Genomic DNA, 19,136 nt, shown 5'->3' with positions numbered 1-19,136 from the left:
GCGCGAGAGGAGGCGTCGCCGAGAACCATGCCGAGCGTCATGACCAGCTCTTTCCGAGAGATAGCAGGGAGACAGCAGCGAGATGACGCCACAGCCTCGCACAGTCACGCGGATCTGTTCCACGCTGTTTCCATCTGTTCCACTCCGGAACCTCGACCCGCTAGCATGCAGCCTATACACCCTAGGTTTCCGCCCCGGAGGACCCATGCCCCGCGCCGGCCTCACCCCCGACCGCATCACCACGGCCGCCGCCGACCTCGCCGACGAGGTCGGCTTCGAGAACGTCTCCCTGTCCGCCCTCGCCCGGCACTTCGGGGTCAAGGACGCGAGCCTCTACTCGCACGTCAAGAACCTCCAGGACCTGCGCACCCGCGTGGCGCTCCTCGCCGGCGGCGAGATGATCGACCGGATCGCCGTCGCCGTGGCGGGGCACGCGGGCAAGGACGCGCTCGCCGCGTTCGCCGGGGCCTACCGGGCGTACGCCCTCCAGTACCCCGGCCGCTATGCCGCCACCCAGATCCGCCTCTACCAGTCCCTCGTCGCCGACTCCCCGGCCCTGCGCCGCACCGCCGAGATCACCTACGGCATGCTCCGCGCCTACGGCCTCGAGGAACCCGACCTCACCGATGCCGTACGCCTGTTGCGCGCCACCTTCCACGGCTACTGCGCCCTGGAGTCCACCGGCGGTTTCGGCCACTCCCGTGCCCTACAGGCCTCCTGGGACAAGGCGATCGACGCCCTGCACATCACACTCGAACACTGGCCCCGTGAGGAGCACACGGAAGATGACTGAACTCCACTACGACGTCCGCGGCAGCGGCCCCGTTCTCCTGATCATCCCCGGCGGTGCCGGCCATCCCATGGGGCTCGACCCGATGACGGACGCCCTCGCCGACCACTTCACCGTCGTTACGTACGACCCCCTCGGCCTCGCCCACGGCCGCCTCGGCCTGCCCGTCGCCGATCAGCGGGTGGAGGACTGGAGCGACGGAGCGCACCGCGTGCTCCAGGAGACGCTTCCCGAGGGCGAGTCGGCGTACGTCTTCGGCACCAGCGCCGGCGGCGTTGCGGCCCTCGACCTGCTCCTGAGGCACCCGGGGCGGATACGGCACGTGGTCGCGCACGAGCCGGCGTGCGTGGGCGTGCTGCCGGACGGGGCGCGGCAACAGGCCATGTTCCATGCGGTGTACGACACTTATCGCGCGGCGGGACTTCAAGCCGCCGCGGCCCACATGAGCGCCTTTCTCACCGGGCAGGAACCGGAGGCGCACCCGACGGGCCAACCGCTCACCCGTGAGGAGGAGTTGGCCGAGCCCATGCCCGTCTTCCTGGCGCACGTCCTGCGTCCGTTCTCCTCGTACGTGCCGGATCTCACCTCACTCGGTCCCCTCAGCCTCACCCTCGCCGCCGGAGTCGATTCACGCGGCCAACTCCTCCACCGCACCGCCGAGTTCATCGCCGAGCGGACGAAGAGCCCGTTCGTCGAGTTCCCCGGCGGACACATCGGCGCCATCGAGGGTCCCGTCGCCTTCGCCGAGCAGCTCACGAAGACGCTGCAGGACAACAGCTAGGCGACCGTCGTGGACAGCCCCTTTCGACAGGGTGGCAACCCTTTGATCGACGGCGGCGACTGACGGGCATGACATCCGCAAGACGCACCACCACCGGCCACCGCCGAGTCCGCGCCGCCCGCAAGCCCGTCATCGCCTCACTCGCCGCGGCCGGCGCGTTCGTCGGTGCCTGGTACGCCGTTGCCGGTGCCGCCCCGACCGCCGCCCCGGCACTCGCCGTGACCACCACGACCGTGAGCCTGCCGGCCAAGTTCCCCTATCTGTCCGCCGGTTACAACAACACTCGCGAGTGGACGCGCACGGCGACCGCGGTGGCCCCGAACGGCACCCTGCGCGTGGCATGGCCCGCCGCGGACGGCATCCACGTCACCCCGCTGACGTCCGCCGGGAAGCGCTCGGGCGCGGACACGGTCGTCAAGGGCGCGAAGGAGGTCGGCGGCCTGGTCGCGCACAACGACGGTTTCGCGCTCCTCACCCGGGTCGCCGACACCAACAAGTGGAAGGAGACGGCGGCGGCGATCGTCCGCTACACGGGCGGCAAGCAGACCTTCCGCACCAAGCTCACCTCCACCGCCTCCCACGACACGGCCCCCTTGCTCGACGGACAGCTCACCTGGAACGGCACGAAGTACGGCGCGTACTTCGTCGTGCACGGAGCGGGCGGCGCCGCCGACGGGCACTTCGGCGACAAGCTGTCCTACGTCAGCGCCAAGGGCGCCAAGCTGAGCGGTGGTTGGGGCTGGGGATGCAGCCACAACGAGGGCATCGCCCTGCACGCCGAGAAGACCGGCGCCTTCACCTCCCTCTGCTTCGACGACTGGCGTTCGGGGCTGTTCGTCTCGACCGGTATCGGGGCCCCGGACAACGCTCCGGTCGTGCAGCGCGAGCAGTGCTGGGCGGGGTACTGCGGCGGCACCTTCGCCGGTCGCACCGGCGACCTCGTGAAGTCGTCCACGGGCCGTTACGCCACCGCCTTCGCCTCGCGCGGCGCCGCCTCCGCCGCGAAGAACCCGGACGACGCGAGCGGCCGCGGGTGGACGGTCAAGCCGAAGACCAGCACGCACCAGGTGGCGGTGGCCTTCCTGAAGAACCGCAACACCCCTTCAGGCAAGCCGGTCTACCTCACCAGCGCCAAGGGCACGGAGCATGTCAACGTCCGCGTCGCGCCGTACGGCAAGAACCGGCTCCTGGTCTCCTGGGAGTCCCTGAAGAACGCCAAGTGCGCGAGCGGCACCTGCACCGGCACCTTCACGGGCACCCACTTCCGCCTGGTCGACTGGAACGGCAAGCTCCAGGGCGCCGACAAGGTCGTCAAGGCCCGGATCTCCGGTGACTTCGCGGTTCTGAAGGACACCGCGCTGACCTGGGCGTACGCCCCGGCGACCCCGTCGTACACGACCGCCCTCAACGGGGCGTCACCGACCACGAAGACGCTGAAGATCGCCCGTCTGACACCGTGACCCCCTCAGACACGACGGCGGGGCCCGGCATGTGCCGGGCCCCGTCGTCAGTTGCTGGGCTCTTCTACTCGATCAGGTCAGGGGTCGACCTCGAGCGTGCAGGTGTAGGTTGCCGTGCCGCCGTCGCTTGCCGGCTCGAGGGCGGGAAGGTCCACGCTGACGGAATTGCCCCAATCGCTGTCCCCGATCACGTTTCCGCCCTCGTCCACGCAGACGATGCGGTTCGTGGTCTCGTCGTTCCGGCCCTCCAGCGTCACATGACCGTCGGCGAGCGGCGGGTTCTGGAACTCGACCGCGTTGGCCTCGCTGGGCGGGGTGTCCCCGCAGTCCGTGCCGGCCACCACTGTCCCGGTGTTGTCCGGGACTGCGGTCCCAGCGCCGTATCCGGTGGGCGGCGTGTCCTCGGTGACGGTGTAGTTGCCGGGCGGGAGCTCCGACACGCACAGCTCGCCGACGGTCGGGTTCTCGTCGTTCCCGCCGTTGTCGGTCACCATGAATTCGGTGTCACCGGGGCCGGTGGCCGTGAACGTCGCACCGGCGGTCCCGACGAGCGGGTTGTCTCCCTTGGTGCTGGTCTTTCGGATCCGCAGCGCGCCGGTCTGCGGCGCCTCGACCAAGCAGAAGTCGATGTGGCTGATGCCGTAGTACTTGTTGGCCGTCCTGTTCGGAGCGTGGAGGCCCGTGTCCTGCGTCTCGGGCGTCGGGTAGTTGTAGACGTTGGCGTTCGGTCCGCCCTTGACGATGACCGAGCTGGCGGCAAGCTCGCCGGTCAACGTGTAGTCGAACACCTGCCCAGGCGCGGTGTTCCTGATGTCGAGGGTGAGCGTCCCCGAGAGGCCGTCGACCGTTACCGGGTCGTTCGTGTAGTCGTGGAGATCACCGCCCTCCAGCTTGTACGAGAATGTGCCGGCCGGACAGGACGGGTTGCCCGGCACGCGGATGGGGGTCGGCGCGGCCGACGCGACGCCCGCCAAGGGGCCCGTCAGCGCGGCCACCAGGCCGACGCCGAGGAGTGACGCCCAAAGCCTCGCGCCACGGGCCTGCGATCCTGCTCGAACCGCTCGAGCGGTTGCTGTCATAGGTTTTGCTCCACCTTGTTTCGGTGTCCGAGTTGAGGGCTTGCGCCTCGTCCCGAAGTATTGGCAGCGCTCAGCACACCCAGTTCGACACGGCGCGTACAGATGCGCCGAACGGACGCCGCTGACCACCCGAACGGCGAAGCCAGTCATACCGGCCGGTCAACGCTGCTCCACCCGAATCGCCGACTCGGAGCCGTCGTCCCAGGTCACGCCTGGTTCCGTGCATTAGCACGGCGCTGGTCACCCGTGCACCCCCACCGGCCGAGTGCCGCGACGTACCACTCCTCGATGCGCTCCAGACCCCGCTCGATCGCCTTGCGGGACGCCTCGGGCCCATGCCCGACCGGCAGCAGGAAGCCGCCGACCGTGACCGGGGACAACTCCCAGACGCAGGGCCAGGGTTCGGCCGTCAGCGCGTCACCGAGGCCAGGCCGCGGCCCGTCGGCGTACGTCCTCGTCCTTCGAGCAGAGCCCCTTCGAGCAGGGCCCCTTCAACGCAGAGACCCCTTCGAGCAGGGCCCCTTTGGACAGAGCCCCCTTCGAGCACAGACCTGGGGCGCCCCGGTTCCGGACGGAGCGCCCCAGGGATCTATCCCACCCGCACCAGGCCCTCGGGCACCAGGTGCTGGGCGAAGAGTTCGTCGCGGACCAGGTCCGCGTAGACCGTGGCGCCGTGGGCGGAGGTGTGGGTGTTGTCCCGTTTCTCGTTGTAGAGGTACAGCGCCTTGGAGCCCTCGACGCCCAGGGACTCCACGAGTGCCTTCGTCTTCGCCGTCAGGTCGATCAGGGGGACGTCCTCGGCGGCAGCCACCGAGCGGATGACTTCAGGATGGTTCACGCCGAGGCCGTTGACCAGAAGCGCGGTCCCGTTGTTCAGAGTGCCGTCGGCGTTGAACCAGCGTCGCACGATGGGGGTGACGAGGACCGGGCTGCCGCCCTTCTCCCGTACGCCCGCCACCAGCGTCTCCAGATTCGCCCGGTAGGTCGCCTCGTCCGTCGTCTTGTCGTTGTGGGCGAGCTGGACGAGGACCAGGTCACCGGGGCGGATCTGCGGCTGGACGGTGGCCCAGAGCCGAGCGTCGGACAGATACGTCACCGTGCTCTCGCCGGAGTCCGCGTAGTTGGCGACCGACAGGCCCTTGCGGAGGTACTGGGGCAGCTGCTGGCCCCAGCCGGTGTACGGGTCGCCGGGCTGGTCGCAGACCGTGGAGTCGCCGACGAGGAAGATCTGGCGGGCGCGGTGGGCGGGGGTGACGCGGATGCCGGCGAGGGCCGGTGCCGAGCCGCCCAGGGCGAGGTCGAGGCCGGGGGTGCCCTCAAGGCCTGTCGGTTCGCCCTCGGGGGTGCGGACGTTCACGGTGAAGCTGCGGGACACGCGCTCTCCGGCCGTAACCGGCGTCTCAGGGAGCAGCGAGCGCCGAGTCTCGCCGGCGATGCTCGTGCTCGACCCGGCGTCGCCGCCGAGGAGGACCTTCACGTCGTACGTGCCGGGCGGGACGTCGAAGTGGCAGGCGGTGGCGGTGCAGTTCTCGATGCCGAGCGGGCGCTGCCCCTCGGGGGCGGCCTGGGCCGGTACGGCGATCAGGCCGGCACTCAGGACCACCGCCGTCAGCACGGCGAGGTTGAAACGTCTCATTCGCGAATCCCTCCGACGAAACCGCAAGGTCGACAAGGCCTGGCCGCTGGACGGTACCGCCTCTGGCAAGCGCTTTCTAGACCTCGGACAGATTTCGCAGCATTGCCAACTTCCGGCGAGCGAAAGCCCTTTCGCGAAATCGATTCAACTGTCACCCTGACCGACACCCGCACCCCCACACCTCCTGAAGGAGGCACCCCCATGTCCGGAACCGAGAACGACAGACCGGTCCGACGCCGTACCTTCGTCCTCGCCACCGCGGCCGCCGCCGGTGCGACCGCCCTCGCCGGGCCGCTCGCCACCACCGCGTCGGCCGCTGCCTTCGGCTACAGCGACGACGGCTCGAACTACGTCGTCGACACCGGCGCGAGCCTCGTCTTCAAGGTCAGCAAGACCAACGGCGACCTGACCTCGCTGGTCTACAAGGGGGTGGAGTACCAGGGCTACGGCGGCATGAACTCGCACATCGAGTCCGGCCTCGGCACCTCCACCGTCAGCGTCAAGCAGTCCGGTACGACGATCCTGATCTCCGTCGCGTACGGCACGCTGAAGCACTACTACGCGGCCCGCAGCGGCGAGAACAACGTCTACCTGTGGACCAACAAGGCCGACACGTCCGTCTCCGCGACCCGCTACATCGTGCGCGTCAAGAAGGGCGCGTTCCTCAACGACGAGCCCGACTCCTACACGTACACGAACAGCACCATCGAGGCCTCGGACGTGTTCGCGAAGTCCGACGGCCAGACCCGCTCGAAGCACTACTCGAAGCTGCGGGTGATGGACTACGACTACGTCGGCTGGAGCAGCGGCGGCGTCGGTCTGTGGGTCGTGCGCAGCAACCACGAGAAGGCCTCGGGCGGCCCGTTCTACCGCTCCCTGCTGCGCCACCAGAGCGCGGACGGCGGCGGGCTGTACGAGATCCTGTACTACGGCCAGAACCAGACGGAGGACCAGCGCTTCGGCCTCCAGGGCCCGTACGTCATCGCCTTCACGGACGGCGGAGCGCCGTCCTCGTCGCTGTTCCCGGGGACGCTGACCACCTCGTGGGCGGACTCGCTCGGCATCTCCGGGTACGTCGGCGCGAGCGGCCGGGGCCGGGTCGCGGGCGTCGGCATCACCGGGCGGAACACGGCGTACCCGTACACGGTCGGGCTCGCCAACTCGGCGGCGCAGTACTGGGGTTCGGCGCGGGCCTCCGACGGCTACTTCTCGGTCGGCGGGGTGCTGCCGGGAACGTACACGCTGACTGTCTACAAGAGCGAGTTGGCTGTACACAGTACGCAGGTGACCGTATCCGCGGGCGGGACGACCACGCTCAACTCGCTCGCGATCCCGTCCTCGAACGATCCGAGCAACGCGAGCGCGATCTGGCGGATCAACGACTGGACCGGCTCCCCCAGCGGCTTCAAGAACGCCGCCCTGATGACGTACGCGCACCCCTCCGACGTCCGGGCCGCCTCCTGGACCGGCAATGTGGTGATCGGCAGCGGCAGCGAGACGTCGGCCTTCCCCTGCTACCTCTGGAAGGACGTCAACAGCGGCCTGCTGGTGTACTTCAAGCTGACCGCGGCCCAGGCCGCCGCCGCGCACACCCTGCGCATCGGGGTGACGACGGCCTACGCGAACGGCCGCCCGCAGGTCGCCGTCAACGACACCTGGACGTCGGCCATCCCCTCCCCGCCCACGCAGCCGAACACCAGGTCGCTGACCAACGGGTCCTACCGGGGCAACAACCACACGTTCACCTACAGCGTCCCGGCGAGTGCCTGGCAGACGGACACCAGCCAGTACAACGTGCTGAAGATCAACGTGGTGAGCGGGTCGGGGACGACCTCCTACCTCAGTGCCGGTACGGCGATCGACGCGCTCGACCTGCTGGCCTGACCATCGCGCCGCCGGGCACCTTGTCAGTGGTGCCCGGTACCGTCCTGCCTCATGAACGACGACAAGACGGCTGCCCCCGGCCCCGTCCCGGACGGCCCCATACCGCCCGACCGGCTCACGATCGTCCCGGCGAACGAGGCCTCCTGGGACGACCTGCGGGCGATCTTCGGCACCACCGACTATCCGGGCAAGTGCCAGTGCCAGCGCTACAAGGTCCGCGACTCCCACTGGGCCTCGTTCTCCGACGCCGAACGGGCCGACCGGCTGCGCGAGCAGACCGGGTGCGGAGATCCCGGGGCCCGCTCGACGAGCGGTCTCGTCGCCTTTCTCGACGGTGAGCCGGTCGGCTGGTGCGCGGTCGAGCCACGCACCGCCTACCCGCGACTGCCGCGCACCCGTACGCCCTGGACGGGGCGCGGCGAGGACAAGACCGACGACACCGTCTGGGCCGTCACCTGCTTCGTCACCCGCAGGGGCTTCCGCAAGCGCGGTGTCACCTACGGCCTCGCCCGCGCCGCCATCGGCTTCGCCCGCGACCGCGGAGCCCGCGCGGTCGAGGGCTACGCGATGCTGACCGAGCCCGGCAAGGAGATCACCTGGGGCGAACTCCACGTCGGCAGCCGTGACGTCTTCGCCGACGCCGGCTTCGCCGAGGTGAGTCGCCCCAGTCCCCGGCGCGCCGTCATGCGGGTGGATTTCTGAGCGCCCTTCGCGCTCCGTCCGGAAGGCTCAAGTGCCGCGCGTCCACTGCTGGTTGGTCGCTCCGTTGCAGGTGTACGTGATGACCGCGGCGGAGTTGGCGGTGGACGCGCCGTTTACGTCCAGGCACTCGCCGCTCGCGCGGGACTTGATGGTGACGTAGGAGCCGGTGGTGGTGAGGGACCACTGCTGGCCGGTGGCCGATGCGTCGCAGTTCTCCTGGGTGACCGTGCTCGCGTTCTCCCGCACGCACAGGGAACTGCTGCGGACCATCAGCTGGTAGTAGCCGCTGCCGACGGACTTGAACCAGTACCTCTGGTTGCCGCCGCCGTTGCAGTCGTACTGCTTGATCTGGGCGCCCGGCCACAGCGACTGGCTGGTCACGTCCGCGCACCTGCCGCTGTGCCGGGCGATCAGGGTGTTGTACGTGGCGCTCGTGCCGTTGATGGTCCCGGCGGCCGTGTCGATGGTGACCTCCGGCGACCAGGACATGGACATCGAGGTCGAGGAGGGGAAGGTCAGCGGCAGCCACACGTACCGCGAGTCGTTGACGGTCCCGCCGAAGGAGTTGCCCCAGCGGTCCCCCATGTACAGGTACGAGGTGCCCGAACTGCCCTGCACGGGAAGGACGTAGGCGGTCTGCGAGCCGTAGGTCGTCGAGTCGCCGACGTTCTTCATCGCCGTCCAGGGACCGGACAGCGAGGTCGCCGTCGCGTACTGCTGCTGGTTGGGGCTCCAGCCGGTGGCGCCCGACGTCAGCATGAAGTAGACGTTGCCCCGCTTGAACAGCGCCGGCGCCTCGCGGTGGCCGCCGTGCCAGGGGTCGGCGACCAGGCTCGCGATGCCGGTGTAGTCGGCGGTGAGCCGGTAGATCTGGAGGTCGTAGTTCTCACGGGCGGCGGAGATCATGTATCCGGCGCCGTCGGTGTCCACGAACACCGTGATGTCGCGGGACATGTGCTGGCCGAGCGGGCGGAAGCTGCCCCGCCAGGTGTAGTTGCCGTCCACGGTGTCGGAGACGGCGACGGCGGCGCGGGCCTCGCTGTAGTCGGTGCCGTTCTCCTTGTGCATCCACATCACGAACTTGCCGGTGGACGCGTTGTACATGACCTTGGGCCGCTCGATGTTGGCGGTCGCCAGCTCGGGGTCGGTCGCCTCGGTCAGGACGTGGTTGCGGAATTCCCAGTTCTTCAGGTCGGTGGAGCGGTAGGCGTCCACGTACCGGAAGGTGTTGTCGGCGTTGCGGTTCTCGCCGAACCAGTAGTAGTAGTTCCCGACCTTGATGACCCCGCCGCCGTGGGCGTGCACGGGGTTGCCCGAAGTGTCCGTGAACTGCGTGCCGTTGGTGATCGTCTGGGGCGCGGCCTGGGCCGGTCCCGCGGTGGCCAGGGCGCCGAGCAGCGCCAGGCAGAGGGCGAGCAGAGCGGCGTACGTACGTCTCATGTCACGCACTCTCCTTGACGGCTGAGGCGGCCGTGTCGGCCACGGGGATGCCGAAGTCCGGGGTGCCGTCGCGCTTCCAGCCCAGCTTCTGGACGCGGGTGTGGCGGTTGGGGTCGTTCAGCGGGTCGCCGACGATCTCCTTGTACTGGCGGGCGTGGTAGACGAGGACGTCACTGCGGCCGTCCTCGGCGACGGTGAAGCAGTTGTGGCCGGGGCCGTACTGCTTGGTGGTGTCGTTGCTGGTGAAGACGGGCGTGGGCGACTTGGACCAGCTCGCGGGGTTCATCAGATCGCTGTCCGCGTCGGCGGTCAGCAGGCCCATGCAGTAGTTGTAGTCGGTGGCGCTGGCCGAATAGGACATGAACAGGCGGCCGTTGCGGGCGATGACCGACGGGCCTTCGTTGACCTTGAAGCCGATGGTCTCCCAGTCGTACTCGGGTGTGGACAGCCGTATTTGAGGACCGGTCAGAGTCCACGGGTTCGCCATCCTGGACAGCCACAACGCGGTGTTGTTGCCCATGCCGGGCTCGTGCTGGGCCCAGGCGAGGTAGCGGCTGCCCCGGTGGGTGAAGGTGGTGGCGTCGAGGGAGAAGGTCTCCCAGGCCGTCTTGAGCTGGCCGCGCTCGGTCCAGGTGCCCTTGAAGGGGTCGCGGTTGGCGTTCTCCAGGACCCAGATGCGGATGTCCCACACGCTCTCGGCGGGCGCGGAGGCGAAGTAGATGTACCACTTGCCGCCGATGCGGTGGATCTCCGGCGCCCAGATGTGGGCGCCCATGGGGCCGGTCGCGTGCTTGGTCCAGATGACGGACTCGGCGGCGGTCGCGAGGCCGTTCAGGGTGCGGGAGCGGCGCAGGATGATGCGGTCGTACTCGGGGGCGGTGGCCGTGAAGTAGTAGAACCCGTCGGCGTGACGGTGGATGTGGGGATCGGCCCGGTTGCGGACGAGCGGGTTCACGTACGGGGCTGCCTTCGGGGTCGGGGCGGCGTGGGCGATGCCGGGGGTGACGGCTGCCAGCGCGCCCGCGGCCAGGGCGCCCTTCAGCATCAGTCTGCGGCTGGGGGCCTCAGCGGCTTCGGGCAGGTCGTTGTCGCGGCTCATACGGGCTGCCTCTCGCGGGGGAACGAGATCTCGGGGATCAGATTGAGGGTTCGGGATATCGAACAACATCTGTCATTACGAACGCCGAAAAGGTAAGGGCGTGTTACGTGGAGGTCAACGGGTCTGACGAGACAAACAAGTGTGTGGATTTTCTGTTATCGGCCACCGCCCCGCCCGTCTCCGCTCACGTGCGCAGCCATACCCACACCACAGCAGCAGCCGCCGGTGCCCTCGCCGCGGTCGCCGCCCTCCTCGTCGCCGCTCCCCCGGCGGCCGCCGCCGGAGCCCGGGACGTCACCGCCGACGTGCTCGCGGACCGGGACGTGACGCTCACCGGCGACACGGTGGTGACCGTGCCCGCCGGGACGACGACGTACGACGGGGTGTTCCGTGGCGCGGGCACGCTCACCGTGCGCGGCGGGGGGACGCTGGTGCTGACCAAGGACAGCGACTTCACGCTGCCGAAGGCCCGGCAGCGGCAACGAGTCGCCACGCCGGGCGGCAACCATCCGTACGTCACGGTGAGCAACCCGGACGCGCCCGCGATCACGGTCGAGCGGGGCGCCACCCTCCAGTACGGCAACGGCGGTACGACCGGGCTGATCGGCCACTTCCCGTACAACACCCCGGCGTTCCGGCTCAACCAGGACAACATCCGGGTCGACGGCACCCTGCGGCTGTCCCTGAAGAGCGCCTACAACCTGGGCACCATCAGCGGCTCGGGACTGATCACCCAGCCCAGGTTCCTCTGGGGCACCTGGGACCTGTCGGGCACCCACCCCTTCTCCGGGACGATCGACAACGGCACGCAGCTCAACGCCGGCCGGCCGGAGTACGCCACCTCGCTGCCGAACGTCCGCAAGGTCCTCAACCAGGGCACCTGGACGGTGGACACCCCGCTGGGTCAGACCGTCACCGAGCGCATGGACTTCTACCAGCGCGAGTACGGCAGCGACATCAACGTCCAGTCCCGGCCCGGCAGCAAAGTCATCCTCACCGGCCAGTACAGCTGGTCGAACCAGGGCGGCGACACCGACCCCTCGCTCAGCGACCCCGCCCTGAACTGGACACCCGCGCGAAAGAACGTCAACAAGCGCGGCACCAACATCAAGGGCGCCAATGTGCAGTGGGGTGACGGCACGACGAACAAGATCTTCATGCCGGGCACGGCCGAGACCGTCTACATCAACCTGCTGGCGGCACGCTCCCGTTCGCAGCTCACCTTCGACTACGACGGCCCGGTCACGCTCGGCGCCCCCATCGGCGGCGGCGTGTTCCACGACACGCTGTCCGCGCCCGGCGCCGGGGACATCGTGATCGCGGGGACGCGCGGCAACGACGTCACCTTCGCGGCGAAGCAGTACTACGACGGTTCGACCACCGTGGAGCAGGGGGCGGTACTGCGGCTCGGGTCGAGCCAGGGGGACGGCTCACTGCTGATGGGCGGCCCCCGCCGCCGGGTGGTGAACGACGGCACGCTGGTGGTGCGGAACGCCTCGACGCCGGTGTCGCTGTCGCGGGTGAGCGGCTCCGGGGCGTTCGTCCAGTCCGGCGCCGCGACGACGACGCTGACGGGCGGCGCGGTGACGTACGCGGGGACGACGACCGTCACGAAGGGCACGCTCGCCCTGCGCCAAGGGGCAACTCTCGCGCGCAGCAAGGCGATCCGGCTCACCTCGGCGGGGGCGCGACTGGACGCCGGGCCGACGGGACTGCGGGTGGCGACCACGCTGACCGGCAAGGGCACGGTGAAGGGGGCGGTGACGAATGACGGTGTGGTGGCGACCGGACTCACGGTCTCCGGCGCCTACCGGCAGAGCGCGAAGGGTGAACTGGTCCTGCGGGACAGGCCGTTGAAGGTGACGGGGGCGGTGTGGCTGGCCGGAGACCTCGATCTGTCAGCCGCCGGGAGCGACCCCGCGCGCAGGATCACCGTCCTCGACCACGCGGGGCGCTCGAAGGTCAGCGGTGCGTTCGCCGGCCTGAAGGAGGGCGCGAAGCTGAAGCTCGCCGACACGACATACCGGATCAGCTATCGGGGTGGAGACGGCAACGACGTCGTGCTCAGCACGGTCGCCGCGAGCCACACGCCTGCGAGTGCCCCGCCCTCCGCCGCACCCGGCGAGGCCCCGGCCGCCGATCCGCGCACCGCGAGTACCGCGAGCAACGGGCTGGGCTGGTGGCCGTACGTGCTTGCCGTCGGGCTGCTGATCGGGCTCTTGGTGCCCGCGGCTCGGCGTACCCGCCGTGGACGGCGGAGGAGCGGACGACATGCGGGGCGGGGCCAGCCCCCTCAGGGCTTGCGGTGACGCCCTCGGCCGGGTCCGAAACCGGGGTGGACGGGTCGGTCGTCCGGCGCGTTTTCGAGCGCAGGGGCGGGCACGTGGCCGAGGAACTCCCGGGCAACGTCTGCGTTCGGGGCGACGCCGACGGTCACCCATGTGTGCCCATCCCACTCCATCAGGGCACGCGGGGCGTCAGGGGCAACGTGGGAGGCGCGGGCTCCGTCGGCGAGGGGAACGGCTCGGCGTGTGCCGGTCATCTCCCGCTCCGCCGCCCGGCGCCGGTCACGTCGGGCAGCCCACTCGTGCAGGGGCTCCTCTTCCGCCATCGCCCGCGTCCTCCTGGTGCTCGTTGCCGTCAGACCTTAGACCAGGTCACGGTCTGCCCGTCAGGGGTGACGGTCACCTCGAAGTGGTCGAGCCCCGGAGCACCGTCGGCACGCCATTGCGCCACGGTCTCCTCAATGTCGTCCCACAGGCGAACGGGTCCGCGCTGACGTACGGTCCAGCTGTCGCCGTCCTGGACAAGGGCGGCCCAGGCGTCGGCGTCGACGTCCACCAGAAGGTGTTCGGTTCGACCGTCCCGGTCGATGCTGAGGCGCTGCGCGTGGGGGGCTGCGAGCTGGGCGACGAAGCGCGTGTTCCAGTCGTCGAGGGAGTCAGCGGCGAGCGGGGTGGCGCGTTCGTCGTCGCTGTCGTCCAGATCGGGCAGTAGGCCGAGTGAGGGCGGGAGCTGGGGGCGGGCGATCATGAAGGAGATTCGGCCCTCGAGGAGTCGGCCTCGGGCGGTGCCGTCTTCGCCCACGGTGAGGCGGGCGAGTTCGGAGGAGTAGAGCCAGCCGGACAGGGTGGCGAGGATGATCCCACCGGGCCGGGTCTGCTCCACCCACGCATAAGGCATCTCGGTGACGCCGCACGTGGCAATCAGCCGGTCGTACGGGGCGCCGTCAGGGTGACCGGCGAGCCCGTCACCGACGACCAGGAGTGGCGCGTACCCAGCATGCCCGAGTGCGGCACGAGCGCGGGTGGAGACCTCTGGGTCGACTTCCATGGACGTCACGAAGTCGTCGCCGATCCGGTGGCAGAGGAGGCCGGTGGAGAAGCCGGTGCCGGTGCCGATCTCCAGCACACGGTGCTGGTCTTCGACCTGGAGGTCTTCGAGCATCCGAACGACGAGGCCGGGCAGGGTGCTGGATGAGGTGGGCTCGCGCAGGATCTCGCCGCGGATGTCGTGAGGTGCGATCGTCCCGGCGATCTGGGTGACGAGTGAGTCATCGTCGTAGCAGCGGCCCAGCCATTGTGGGGCATCGGGAAGGACGGGCTGCCAGGCAGTCTGGCCGGGGCTGTCGACCCGTTCGAAGAAGCCGCCACGGAGGAACTCGTGCCGGGGCACGGCCTCGACGGCGGCCCGCCACGGGTCGGTGCGCAGCTGGCCGCCAGCGGCCAGGCGCTCGGCGAGCGCGAGACGGAGGCCCTTGTCGTCGGTCACGTCGTGGTCTTCCTCTCCAAGAGGTCTGCCAGGGCCGTGCACATGGGCAGGCCCGTCTCAGGTTCCAGCCAGTACCACTGGCCGGAGGGGTTGCATTCCAGGAACCACCATTGCCCGTCTTCGGCCACGCAGAAGTCGAAAGCCCCGAAGACAAGCCCGAAGTGGTCCATGTATTGGCGGAGGGCCGGCACGATCCCATGTGGCGGCTCCACGGGCGTGTAGGTCAGCCGGTCGTAGTTGGTGCGCCAGTCCAAGAGGTCGGAGTCGATTCGGACGCAGAACACTTGGTCGCCGATCACGGTCACCCGTACGTCGGCGGTCTTGGGGATGCGCTTCTGGAACAGGTGGGCGGTGCCCGCAACGCTGTCGTCGATGTCCGCTGCGGACACCTCGGCGACCTTCACGACGTTCGAGACGCCAGCGACTCGGTAGACGGGGTTGTGCAGGGGCTTGTAGATGACCGACCCGTGCCGCTTGATGAAGGCCCGAGCGGCGTCGGCGCCGGAAGTGATGAGAGTGGGCGGCACCAGGAAGCCAGCGTCTACCGCCGTGGCCAGACCGGACGGTTTGAACTCCGCGTCCCCGATGCGGTGCGGATGGTTGACGTAGAGGCACCCCGGCAGTGACGCGAGCACTCCGCCCAGCCCATACCGGGCCTGGGTGATGGCGAACCGCGCATCATGCTCGTCGAGGTGTGGAAAGGCGAATCCGGTCGGCCGACGGTAGTAGAGGGCACGGACGTTGGCCAGGTCGGCAGTGCGGGACGGGGTGAGGAGGCGGCCCTGGATGCCCTGTGGGGTGATCTCTGCCTCCACCGACAGTGATGCGGGGAAGTCCCCGGAGTCGAGCCGCACGACCGGGATGTCCCGGTCGTGCAGCTCGCGGATCACCACGTCGGCGGTGGGGTCGTGCAGGCTGGTGACGACCAACACCGGACGCGGGTCATTCACTGGTCGCTGTCACTCCCGGTGTCGGTGTCCGTGGCGCCCTGGTTCTGGCCATCCGGGCTGGTACCGGTGGAGGGGCTGGTGCCGGTACTGGTGCCGTGGCCCGGCATCTCCATGACCTGGCCAGCTGCGCCGAAGAACACGGCGGTCTGGGTGGCCGGGTCCAGTCGGGCGGTGGCGTACTCGGGGGCCATCGTGGGGTAGGGCGCCATGCGGCCGACTCCCCACGGCATCGGGGTGATGGTTCCCTGCGGGACCGCCGTGCTCGTGGGCAGACGGTCGGAGTGGACGAACATGCCTCTCCTCTGTGTCGCAATAGGACCCGCCTGGGCAGGTCACGGACTTTCCCTCTGTCGCCGAGGCCCGCAAGGGACGGGCCCTGGCGTCCTTCCCACCCGCGCCGAATGCTGATCGTGCGGGCGGAGCTTGTTACCTGCCCAACGGCCGAGGCCGAACCGGCAACCAGGCCGCCGGGCAGGGGTCTTGGGAGCGTTCCGGCGCCAACTCAGGCCGTCACCGGCTGCTGGGACAGGAAGTACGCGAGGGCCTGCGCCTTGATGCGGTCCAGGCAGGGGGCGCATGTGAACACCGGGGCGTGCTGCCCGTCCCACTGCAACGGGCCGAGCCAGATAACCGGCACGCCCGTACGCGCGCACCCGAGCCAGCAGTCACCGGTGATCCAATGCCCGTCCACTCGACGCTTCCTCCTTCGTGTTCATAGGTGGCTTCGGCCGCCTGCCACGGGGGGAGCAGGCGGCCGAAGCCTCATCCCCCTGGGCAAGGCACGGGTAGCCCCAGGGAGGTCTGTGGCGGCGGTCAGGTCACGGCGCGCAGAAGCGTCCGCCGCTCTTCCGCGAGGACGGCGCAGCTATCCGTGTGGCGGTAGACGCGGATGCCGCCGCTCGCCGCCGCCGCGAACACCGCCTCTTCGAAGCCCTCGTCGTCCTCGATCGGTTCGCAGCAGCCGCCGCAGATCTTCCGGCGGACCGCCTGCTCGATCTCGTCCTCGCTGACCGGCTCACCGAGCGGGCCCGGATGCTCGACGAGCGTCAGCAGCGCACGAGCGCACGTGGCCATGTCGTACACGTATCCCTCGCGCTGCCCGGCGCCCGGATCGACCGCGAGCGTCTGATGGGCGCGGACCAGGCAGTGAACCGCCATGTGCCGCATGCTCGTACGCATCCGCGCCGCAACCGCCATCACCTCGGGGATCAGCAGCCCGACATGCCCGACGAGCCGCTCGCACGTCACGTCGAGCTGTCGCCCTTTTGGCACGGACGGCGCCAACAGAACGCCGTTGTACGTCGCGCGGATCGTCTGCGCGTCGACCGGCACGGCTGGGCCGGCCGCCTTCTTGACGGTGGGTGCCTCACTTCTGGGCATCGATCTCGCCCGCCATGGCAAGTAGGTGCCGCCCGTGGGTGACGAGCTGTGACACCGCTTCGGGGTCGCAGAGGTCACCGGGCCCGTACATCGGGACGCACCAGTAACTGAAGTGCTCACCGTCGGGCTCGTCGAGGCCGGGACGGGGCACCCCGAGGTAGCTGTCCCGACCGAGCATTTCGGCCTTCGGCGTATGGAGCCGGTCCTGCCACTCCAACCGGTCAGCCGTGCTCGCCGGTACGAGCGCGTAGTAGCGGGCGCTGTTGTGGTCGATGAACACCGGCCCGCCGAACAGGGCGGCCGTCAGGAAGTCCCGTACTTTGTCGAGGTCGTCCGACCCGGCCGCCATGTGTACGAGGGCCGATTCCATACGAACCGCGCCGAACAGGGCGCCGCACTTCAGCAGCGAGATCCCGACCTTGTCCCAATGGGCCCTGGTCGTCTCGATGCTGTCGGCGGACAGCAGCAGCCATGTCCGGGCCGCCGTATCGCGCTCCTGCCGGGTGACGACTCGCGGTTCGGTGCCGTCGCGCTCCTGTCCCGGCTCGTCCTCGAAGAGCGGCTCGACGTCTTCCCGCTCGCCGGGGAACATCTCGACCCCGGTCACCGGACGACCTCCGGCCGGCGCGTGAAGGCCGTCTCGCTCGAAGCATTCAGCGCGCCCCGGAGCTGTTCGAGCAGATCTTCGCCCTCGGCGCGGGACAGGACGAGGTCGATGTCTCGAAGGTTCTCGTCGACGCAGAACAGCGACAACGGGATCCGGACCTCGCCGGTCTGGCCATCGCTGTACGGCGCCGCTGCACGCCGGGGCGACGCGTGCCATCGGGTGAAAGGCGTGTCCACGATTGACCTCCGGTCGGAGACGGTCTGTGCAAGGTCCGTCACCGTAAGAGGTCTACCGGGCGGTAACAGGGACAGAACGTCCCCGGGCCACAGCCTGCCCCCCTATCCCGCTTCGCTCACCCCCACCAATTCGGCCAACTGCGCCGCCTCGGGCCTCAGCGCTCGCGGCGCCTTCCGCCACAGGTCAGCGACCACATGCCGTGCCGACGGCGTGAACCGCACCGTCTCCGCTCCGGTCTGGTACGCGATCTTCATGACCATCAACGCCGCTGTGCGGTCACCGCGCTGGAGATGCCCGCGCGCTACCTCGACCCACAGCCTGGCCTTGCGTTCCGTGGACGGCATGATCTCGGGGTCGATCTCGTCGGCCAGCCCGAGCGCCTTCTGTGCCTTCCTCAGATCGGTGTGCACGGACACCTGATGGAAGTCGACGGCTCGGCCGAAAACCGTCGACGGATGTACGTACGAAACGGGCAGCGACTTCGCTACTTGGTTCCCCTTGTCCCAGCACCGCCAGGCGTCGCCCTCGGCGCCGTCACGGGCGTACGTCACGGCCGCGTGAAGCTGAAGCGCGCCGTAGATGCCGCGCCAGTCTTCAGGCGCGGTCTCCAGGTGCGGGCGGATCAGGTCACTCGCTTCGACGACGACCCTCAGCGCCTCCTCCGGGTACGCCGTCTCTCGCAGGATGTTGCCCAGGTTCCAGGCTGCCGCCGCGATCGCCGACGGATCATCCGCGTCCTGCGCCGCCGTCAACGCCCGGTCGGCGACTACCCACGCCAGTTCGGCCGGTGCGATGTACGCCGTCGCCTGCCCGGTCAGCCGGTACACGTCCGACAGCGCCACCCGCGCGGCCCGCCGAGCGTCGCCGTCGAGGAACCGGACGGCCGCCTCGGCATCGCGGATCAGATCGGGCAGCAGCGCGCACACCTCGGTCCGGTTGTGCTCCGATGAGTGCCACAGCCGCCACGACTGGTCGACCCGCCCCTGAAGTTGCGCCGGGTCCGGCGGCACCGCCGGCTGGCCGATCAAGAGAGGCCGGGTCATGACGGCGTCCCAGATGCGCGGCAGGCCCGGATGGTTGAGCCGGCCCGTCGGGACGGTCGCCGCGACGTCCGACGCGTTGCCGGTGATGACGGACAGGTCGGAGACAGAGAGCGCCGCCGCGAGCTTCAGCAGAAGCGTGTGCGACCTGAGTTCACGGTCACCTGATTCGATCTTCTTCAGCCAGTCCGGGCCGCGGTTGCACATTCCGGCGAGGACCGAGCGGGACATGCCGCGCGACTCCCTCAAGGCCCGAATCCGCTCGCCCATACTCGAATCT

General features: G+C 69.4%; 19 protein-coding genes and 1 pseudogene. 6 read left to right on the top strand and 14 right to left on the bottom strand.

Features of this window, described 5'->3' with window-relative positions; all coding sequences use genetic code 11:
* Nucleotides 1-205: 205 nt before the first annotated feature.
* The 3 genes from AB0I77_RS05500 (at nt 206) to AB0I77_RS05490 (ending at nt 3,031) form a co-directional block, all read left to right on the top strand.
* A complete protein-coding gene (locus AB0I77_RS05500; protein ID WP_363281031.1) occupies nt 206-793 on the top strand; it encodes a WHG domain-containing protein in 588 nt (195 codons plus the stop codon).
* Nucleotides 786-1,571: an alpha/beta hydrolase gene (locus AB0I77_RS05495; RefSeq protein ID WP_363281030.1), complete on the top strand. Its 786-nt coding sequence runs from the start codon at nt 786-788 to the stop codon at nt 1,569-1,571. Before AB0I77_RS05500 ends, AB0I77_RS05495 begins: the two co-directional genes overlap by 8 nt.
* Nucleotides 1,572-1,639: 68 nt before the next feature.
* Nucleotides 1,640-3,031 carry a hypothetical protein gene (locus AB0I77_RS05490; protein WP_363281029.1) on the top strand — a complete coding sequence of 464 codons (1,392 nt, stop codon included), beginning with the start codon at nt 1,640-1,642 and terminating at the stop codon, nt 3,029-3,031.
* Between the two features lie 77 nt (nt 3,032-3,108).
* Here AB0I77_RS05490 and AB0I77_RS05485 read toward each other — a convergent pair whose 3' ends face one another.
* The 3 genes and pseudogenes from AB0I77_RS05485 to AB0I77_RS05475 form a co-directional block, all read right to left on the bottom strand.
* The gene (locus AB0I77_RS05485) at nt 3,109-4,110 is read right to left on the bottom strand and encodes a hypothetical protein (RefSeq protein WP_363281028.1); all 1,002 of its coding nucleotides are present in this window, start codon (nt 4,108-4,110) and stop codon (nt 3,109-3,111) included.
* Between the two features lie 272 nt (nt 4,111-4,382).
* Nucleotides 4,383-4,569, bottom strand: a pseudogene (locus tag AB0I77_RS05480) (hypothetical protein); the annotation flags it as partial.
* A gap of 130 nt (nt 4,570-4,699) precedes the next feature.
* Nucleotides 4,700-5,746, bottom strand: a complete 1,047-nt coding sequence (locus AB0I77_RS05475; protein ID WP_363281027.1) for a rhamnogalacturonan acetylesterase — start codon at nt 5,744-5,746, stop codon at nt 4,700-4,702.
* A gap of 201 nt (nt 5,747-5,947) precedes the next feature.
* On the opposite strand from AB0I77_RS05475, the gene AB0I77_RS05470 reads away from it, so the two are divergent.
* Nucleotides 5,948-7,630: a rhamnogalacturonan lyase B N-terminal domain-containing protein gene (locus tag AB0I77_RS05470; RefSeq protein WP_363281026.1), complete on the top strand. Its 1,683-nt coding sequence runs from the start codon at nt 5,948-5,950 to the stop codon at nt 7,628-7,630.
* Nucleotides 7,631-7,681: 51 nt separating this feature from the next.
* Nucleotides 7,682-8,332 (top strand): GNAT family N-acetyltransferase, encoded by a 651-nt coding sequence (locus AB0I77_RS05465; protein ID WP_363281025.1) that lies wholly within the window; start codon nt 7,682-7,684, stop codon nt 8,330-8,332.
* 27 nt (nt 8,333-8,359) lie between these two features.
* On the opposite strand, the gene AB0I77_RS05460 is transcribed toward AB0I77_RS05465, so the two are convergent.
* Entirely contained in the window at nt 8,360-9,772 is a 1,413-nt protein-coding gene (locus AB0I77_RS05460) for an RICIN domain-containing protein (RefSeq protein ID WP_363281024.1), read from the bottom strand.
* A 1-nt stretch (nt 9,773) separates the two neighbouring features.
* Nucleotides 9,774-10,871 carry a glycoside hydrolase family 43 protein gene (locus tag AB0I77_RS05455; protein ID WP_363281023.1) on the bottom strand — a complete coding sequence of 366 codons (1,098 nt, stop codon included), beginning with the start codon at nt 10,869-10,871 and terminating at the stop codon, nt 9,774-9,776.
* 188 nt (nt 10,872-11,059) lie between these two features.
* Here AB0I77_RS05455 and AB0I77_RS05450 point away from each other — a divergent pair, with 188 nt between their 5' ends.
* Entirely contained in the window at nt 11,060-13,180 is a 2,121-nt protein-coding gene (locus AB0I77_RS05450; protein WP_363281147.1) for an autotransporter, read from the top strand.
* Here the strand turns inward: AB0I77_RS05450 and AB0I77_RS05445 are convergent.
* The 9 genes from AB0I77_RS05445 to AB0I77_RS05405 all read right to left on the bottom strand — a co-directional run bounded on the left by AB0I77_RS05445 (nt 13,165) and on the right by AB0I77_RS05405 (nt 19,126).
* Nucleotides 13,165-13,482, bottom strand: coding sequence for a DUF6087 family protein (locus AB0I77_RS05445; protein WP_363281022.1), 318 nt, complete (start codon nt 13,480-13,482; stop codon nt 13,165-13,167). The two genes, AB0I77_RS05450 and AB0I77_RS05445, sit on opposite strands and share 16 nt — an antisense overlap.
* A gap of 29 nt (nt 13,483-13,511) precedes the next feature.
* Nucleotides 13,512-14,642, bottom strand: a complete 1,131-nt coding sequence (gene tgmC, locus AB0I77_RS05440) for an ATP-grasp peptide maturase system methyltransferase (protein ID WP_363281021.1) — start codon at nt 14,640-14,642, stop codon at nt 13,512-13,514.
* Nucleotides 14,639-15,592, bottom strand: a complete 954-nt coding sequence (tgmB, locus tag AB0I77_RS05435) for an ATP-grasp ribosomal peptide maturase (protein WP_363281020.1) — start codon at nt 15,590-15,592, stop codon at nt 14,639-14,641. The genes tgmC and tgmB overlap by 4 nt, the downstream gene beginning before the upstream one ends.
* Nucleotides 15,589-15,885: a putative ATP-grasp-modified RiPP gene (gene tgmA, locus AB0I77_RS05430; RefSeq protein ID WP_363281019.1), complete on the bottom strand. Its 297-nt coding sequence runs from the start codon at nt 15,883-15,885 to the stop codon at nt 15,589-15,591. Before tgmA ends, tgmB begins: the two co-directional genes overlap by 4 nt.
* Before the next feature lie 209 nt (nt 15,886-16,094).
* Complete coding sequence (locus tag AB0I77_RS05425; RefSeq protein ID WP_363281018.1) at nt 16,095-16,283, bottom strand: hypothetical protein; 189 nt, start codon at nt 16,281-16,283, stop codon at nt 16,095-16,097.
* Between the two features lie 122 nt (nt 16,284-16,405).
* Entirely contained in the window at nt 16,406-16,972 is a 567-nt protein-coding gene (locus AB0I77_RS05420) for a DUF6415 family natural product biosynthesis protein (RefSeq protein WP_363281017.1), read from the bottom strand.
* On the bottom strand, nt 16,959-17,579 hold the full coding sequence (locus AB0I77_RS05415; RefSeq protein WP_363281016.1) for a hypothetical protein: 621 nt from the start codon (nt 17,577-17,579) through the stop codon (nt 16,959-16,961). The genes AB0I77_RS05420 and AB0I77_RS05415 overlap by 14 nt, the downstream gene beginning before the upstream one ends.
* Nucleotides 17,576-17,815, bottom strand: a complete 240-nt coding sequence (locus AB0I77_RS05410) for a hypothetical protein (RefSeq protein ID WP_363281015.1) — start codon at nt 17,813-17,815, stop codon at nt 17,576-17,578. Before AB0I77_RS05410 ends, AB0I77_RS05415 begins: the two co-directional genes overlap by 4 nt.
* 102 nt (nt 17,816-17,917) lie before the next feature.
* Nucleotides 17,918-19,126 (bottom strand): helix-turn-helix transcriptional regulator, encoded by a 1,209-nt coding sequence (locus tag AB0I77_RS05405; RefSeq protein WP_363281014.1) that lies wholly within the window; start codon nt 19,124-19,126, stop codon nt 17,918-17,920.
* Nucleotides 19,127-19,136 lie beyond the last annotated feature (10 nt).

Source organism: Streptomyces sp. NPDC050619 (assembly GCF_040654815.1).
Taxonomy (GTDB): domain Bacteria; phylum Actinomycetota; class Actinomycetes; order Streptomycetales; family Streptomycetaceae; genus Streptomyces.
The sequence above is the reverse complement of the archived record's forward strand: the minus strand, read 5'-3'. Positions and strand labels throughout refer to the sequence as shown.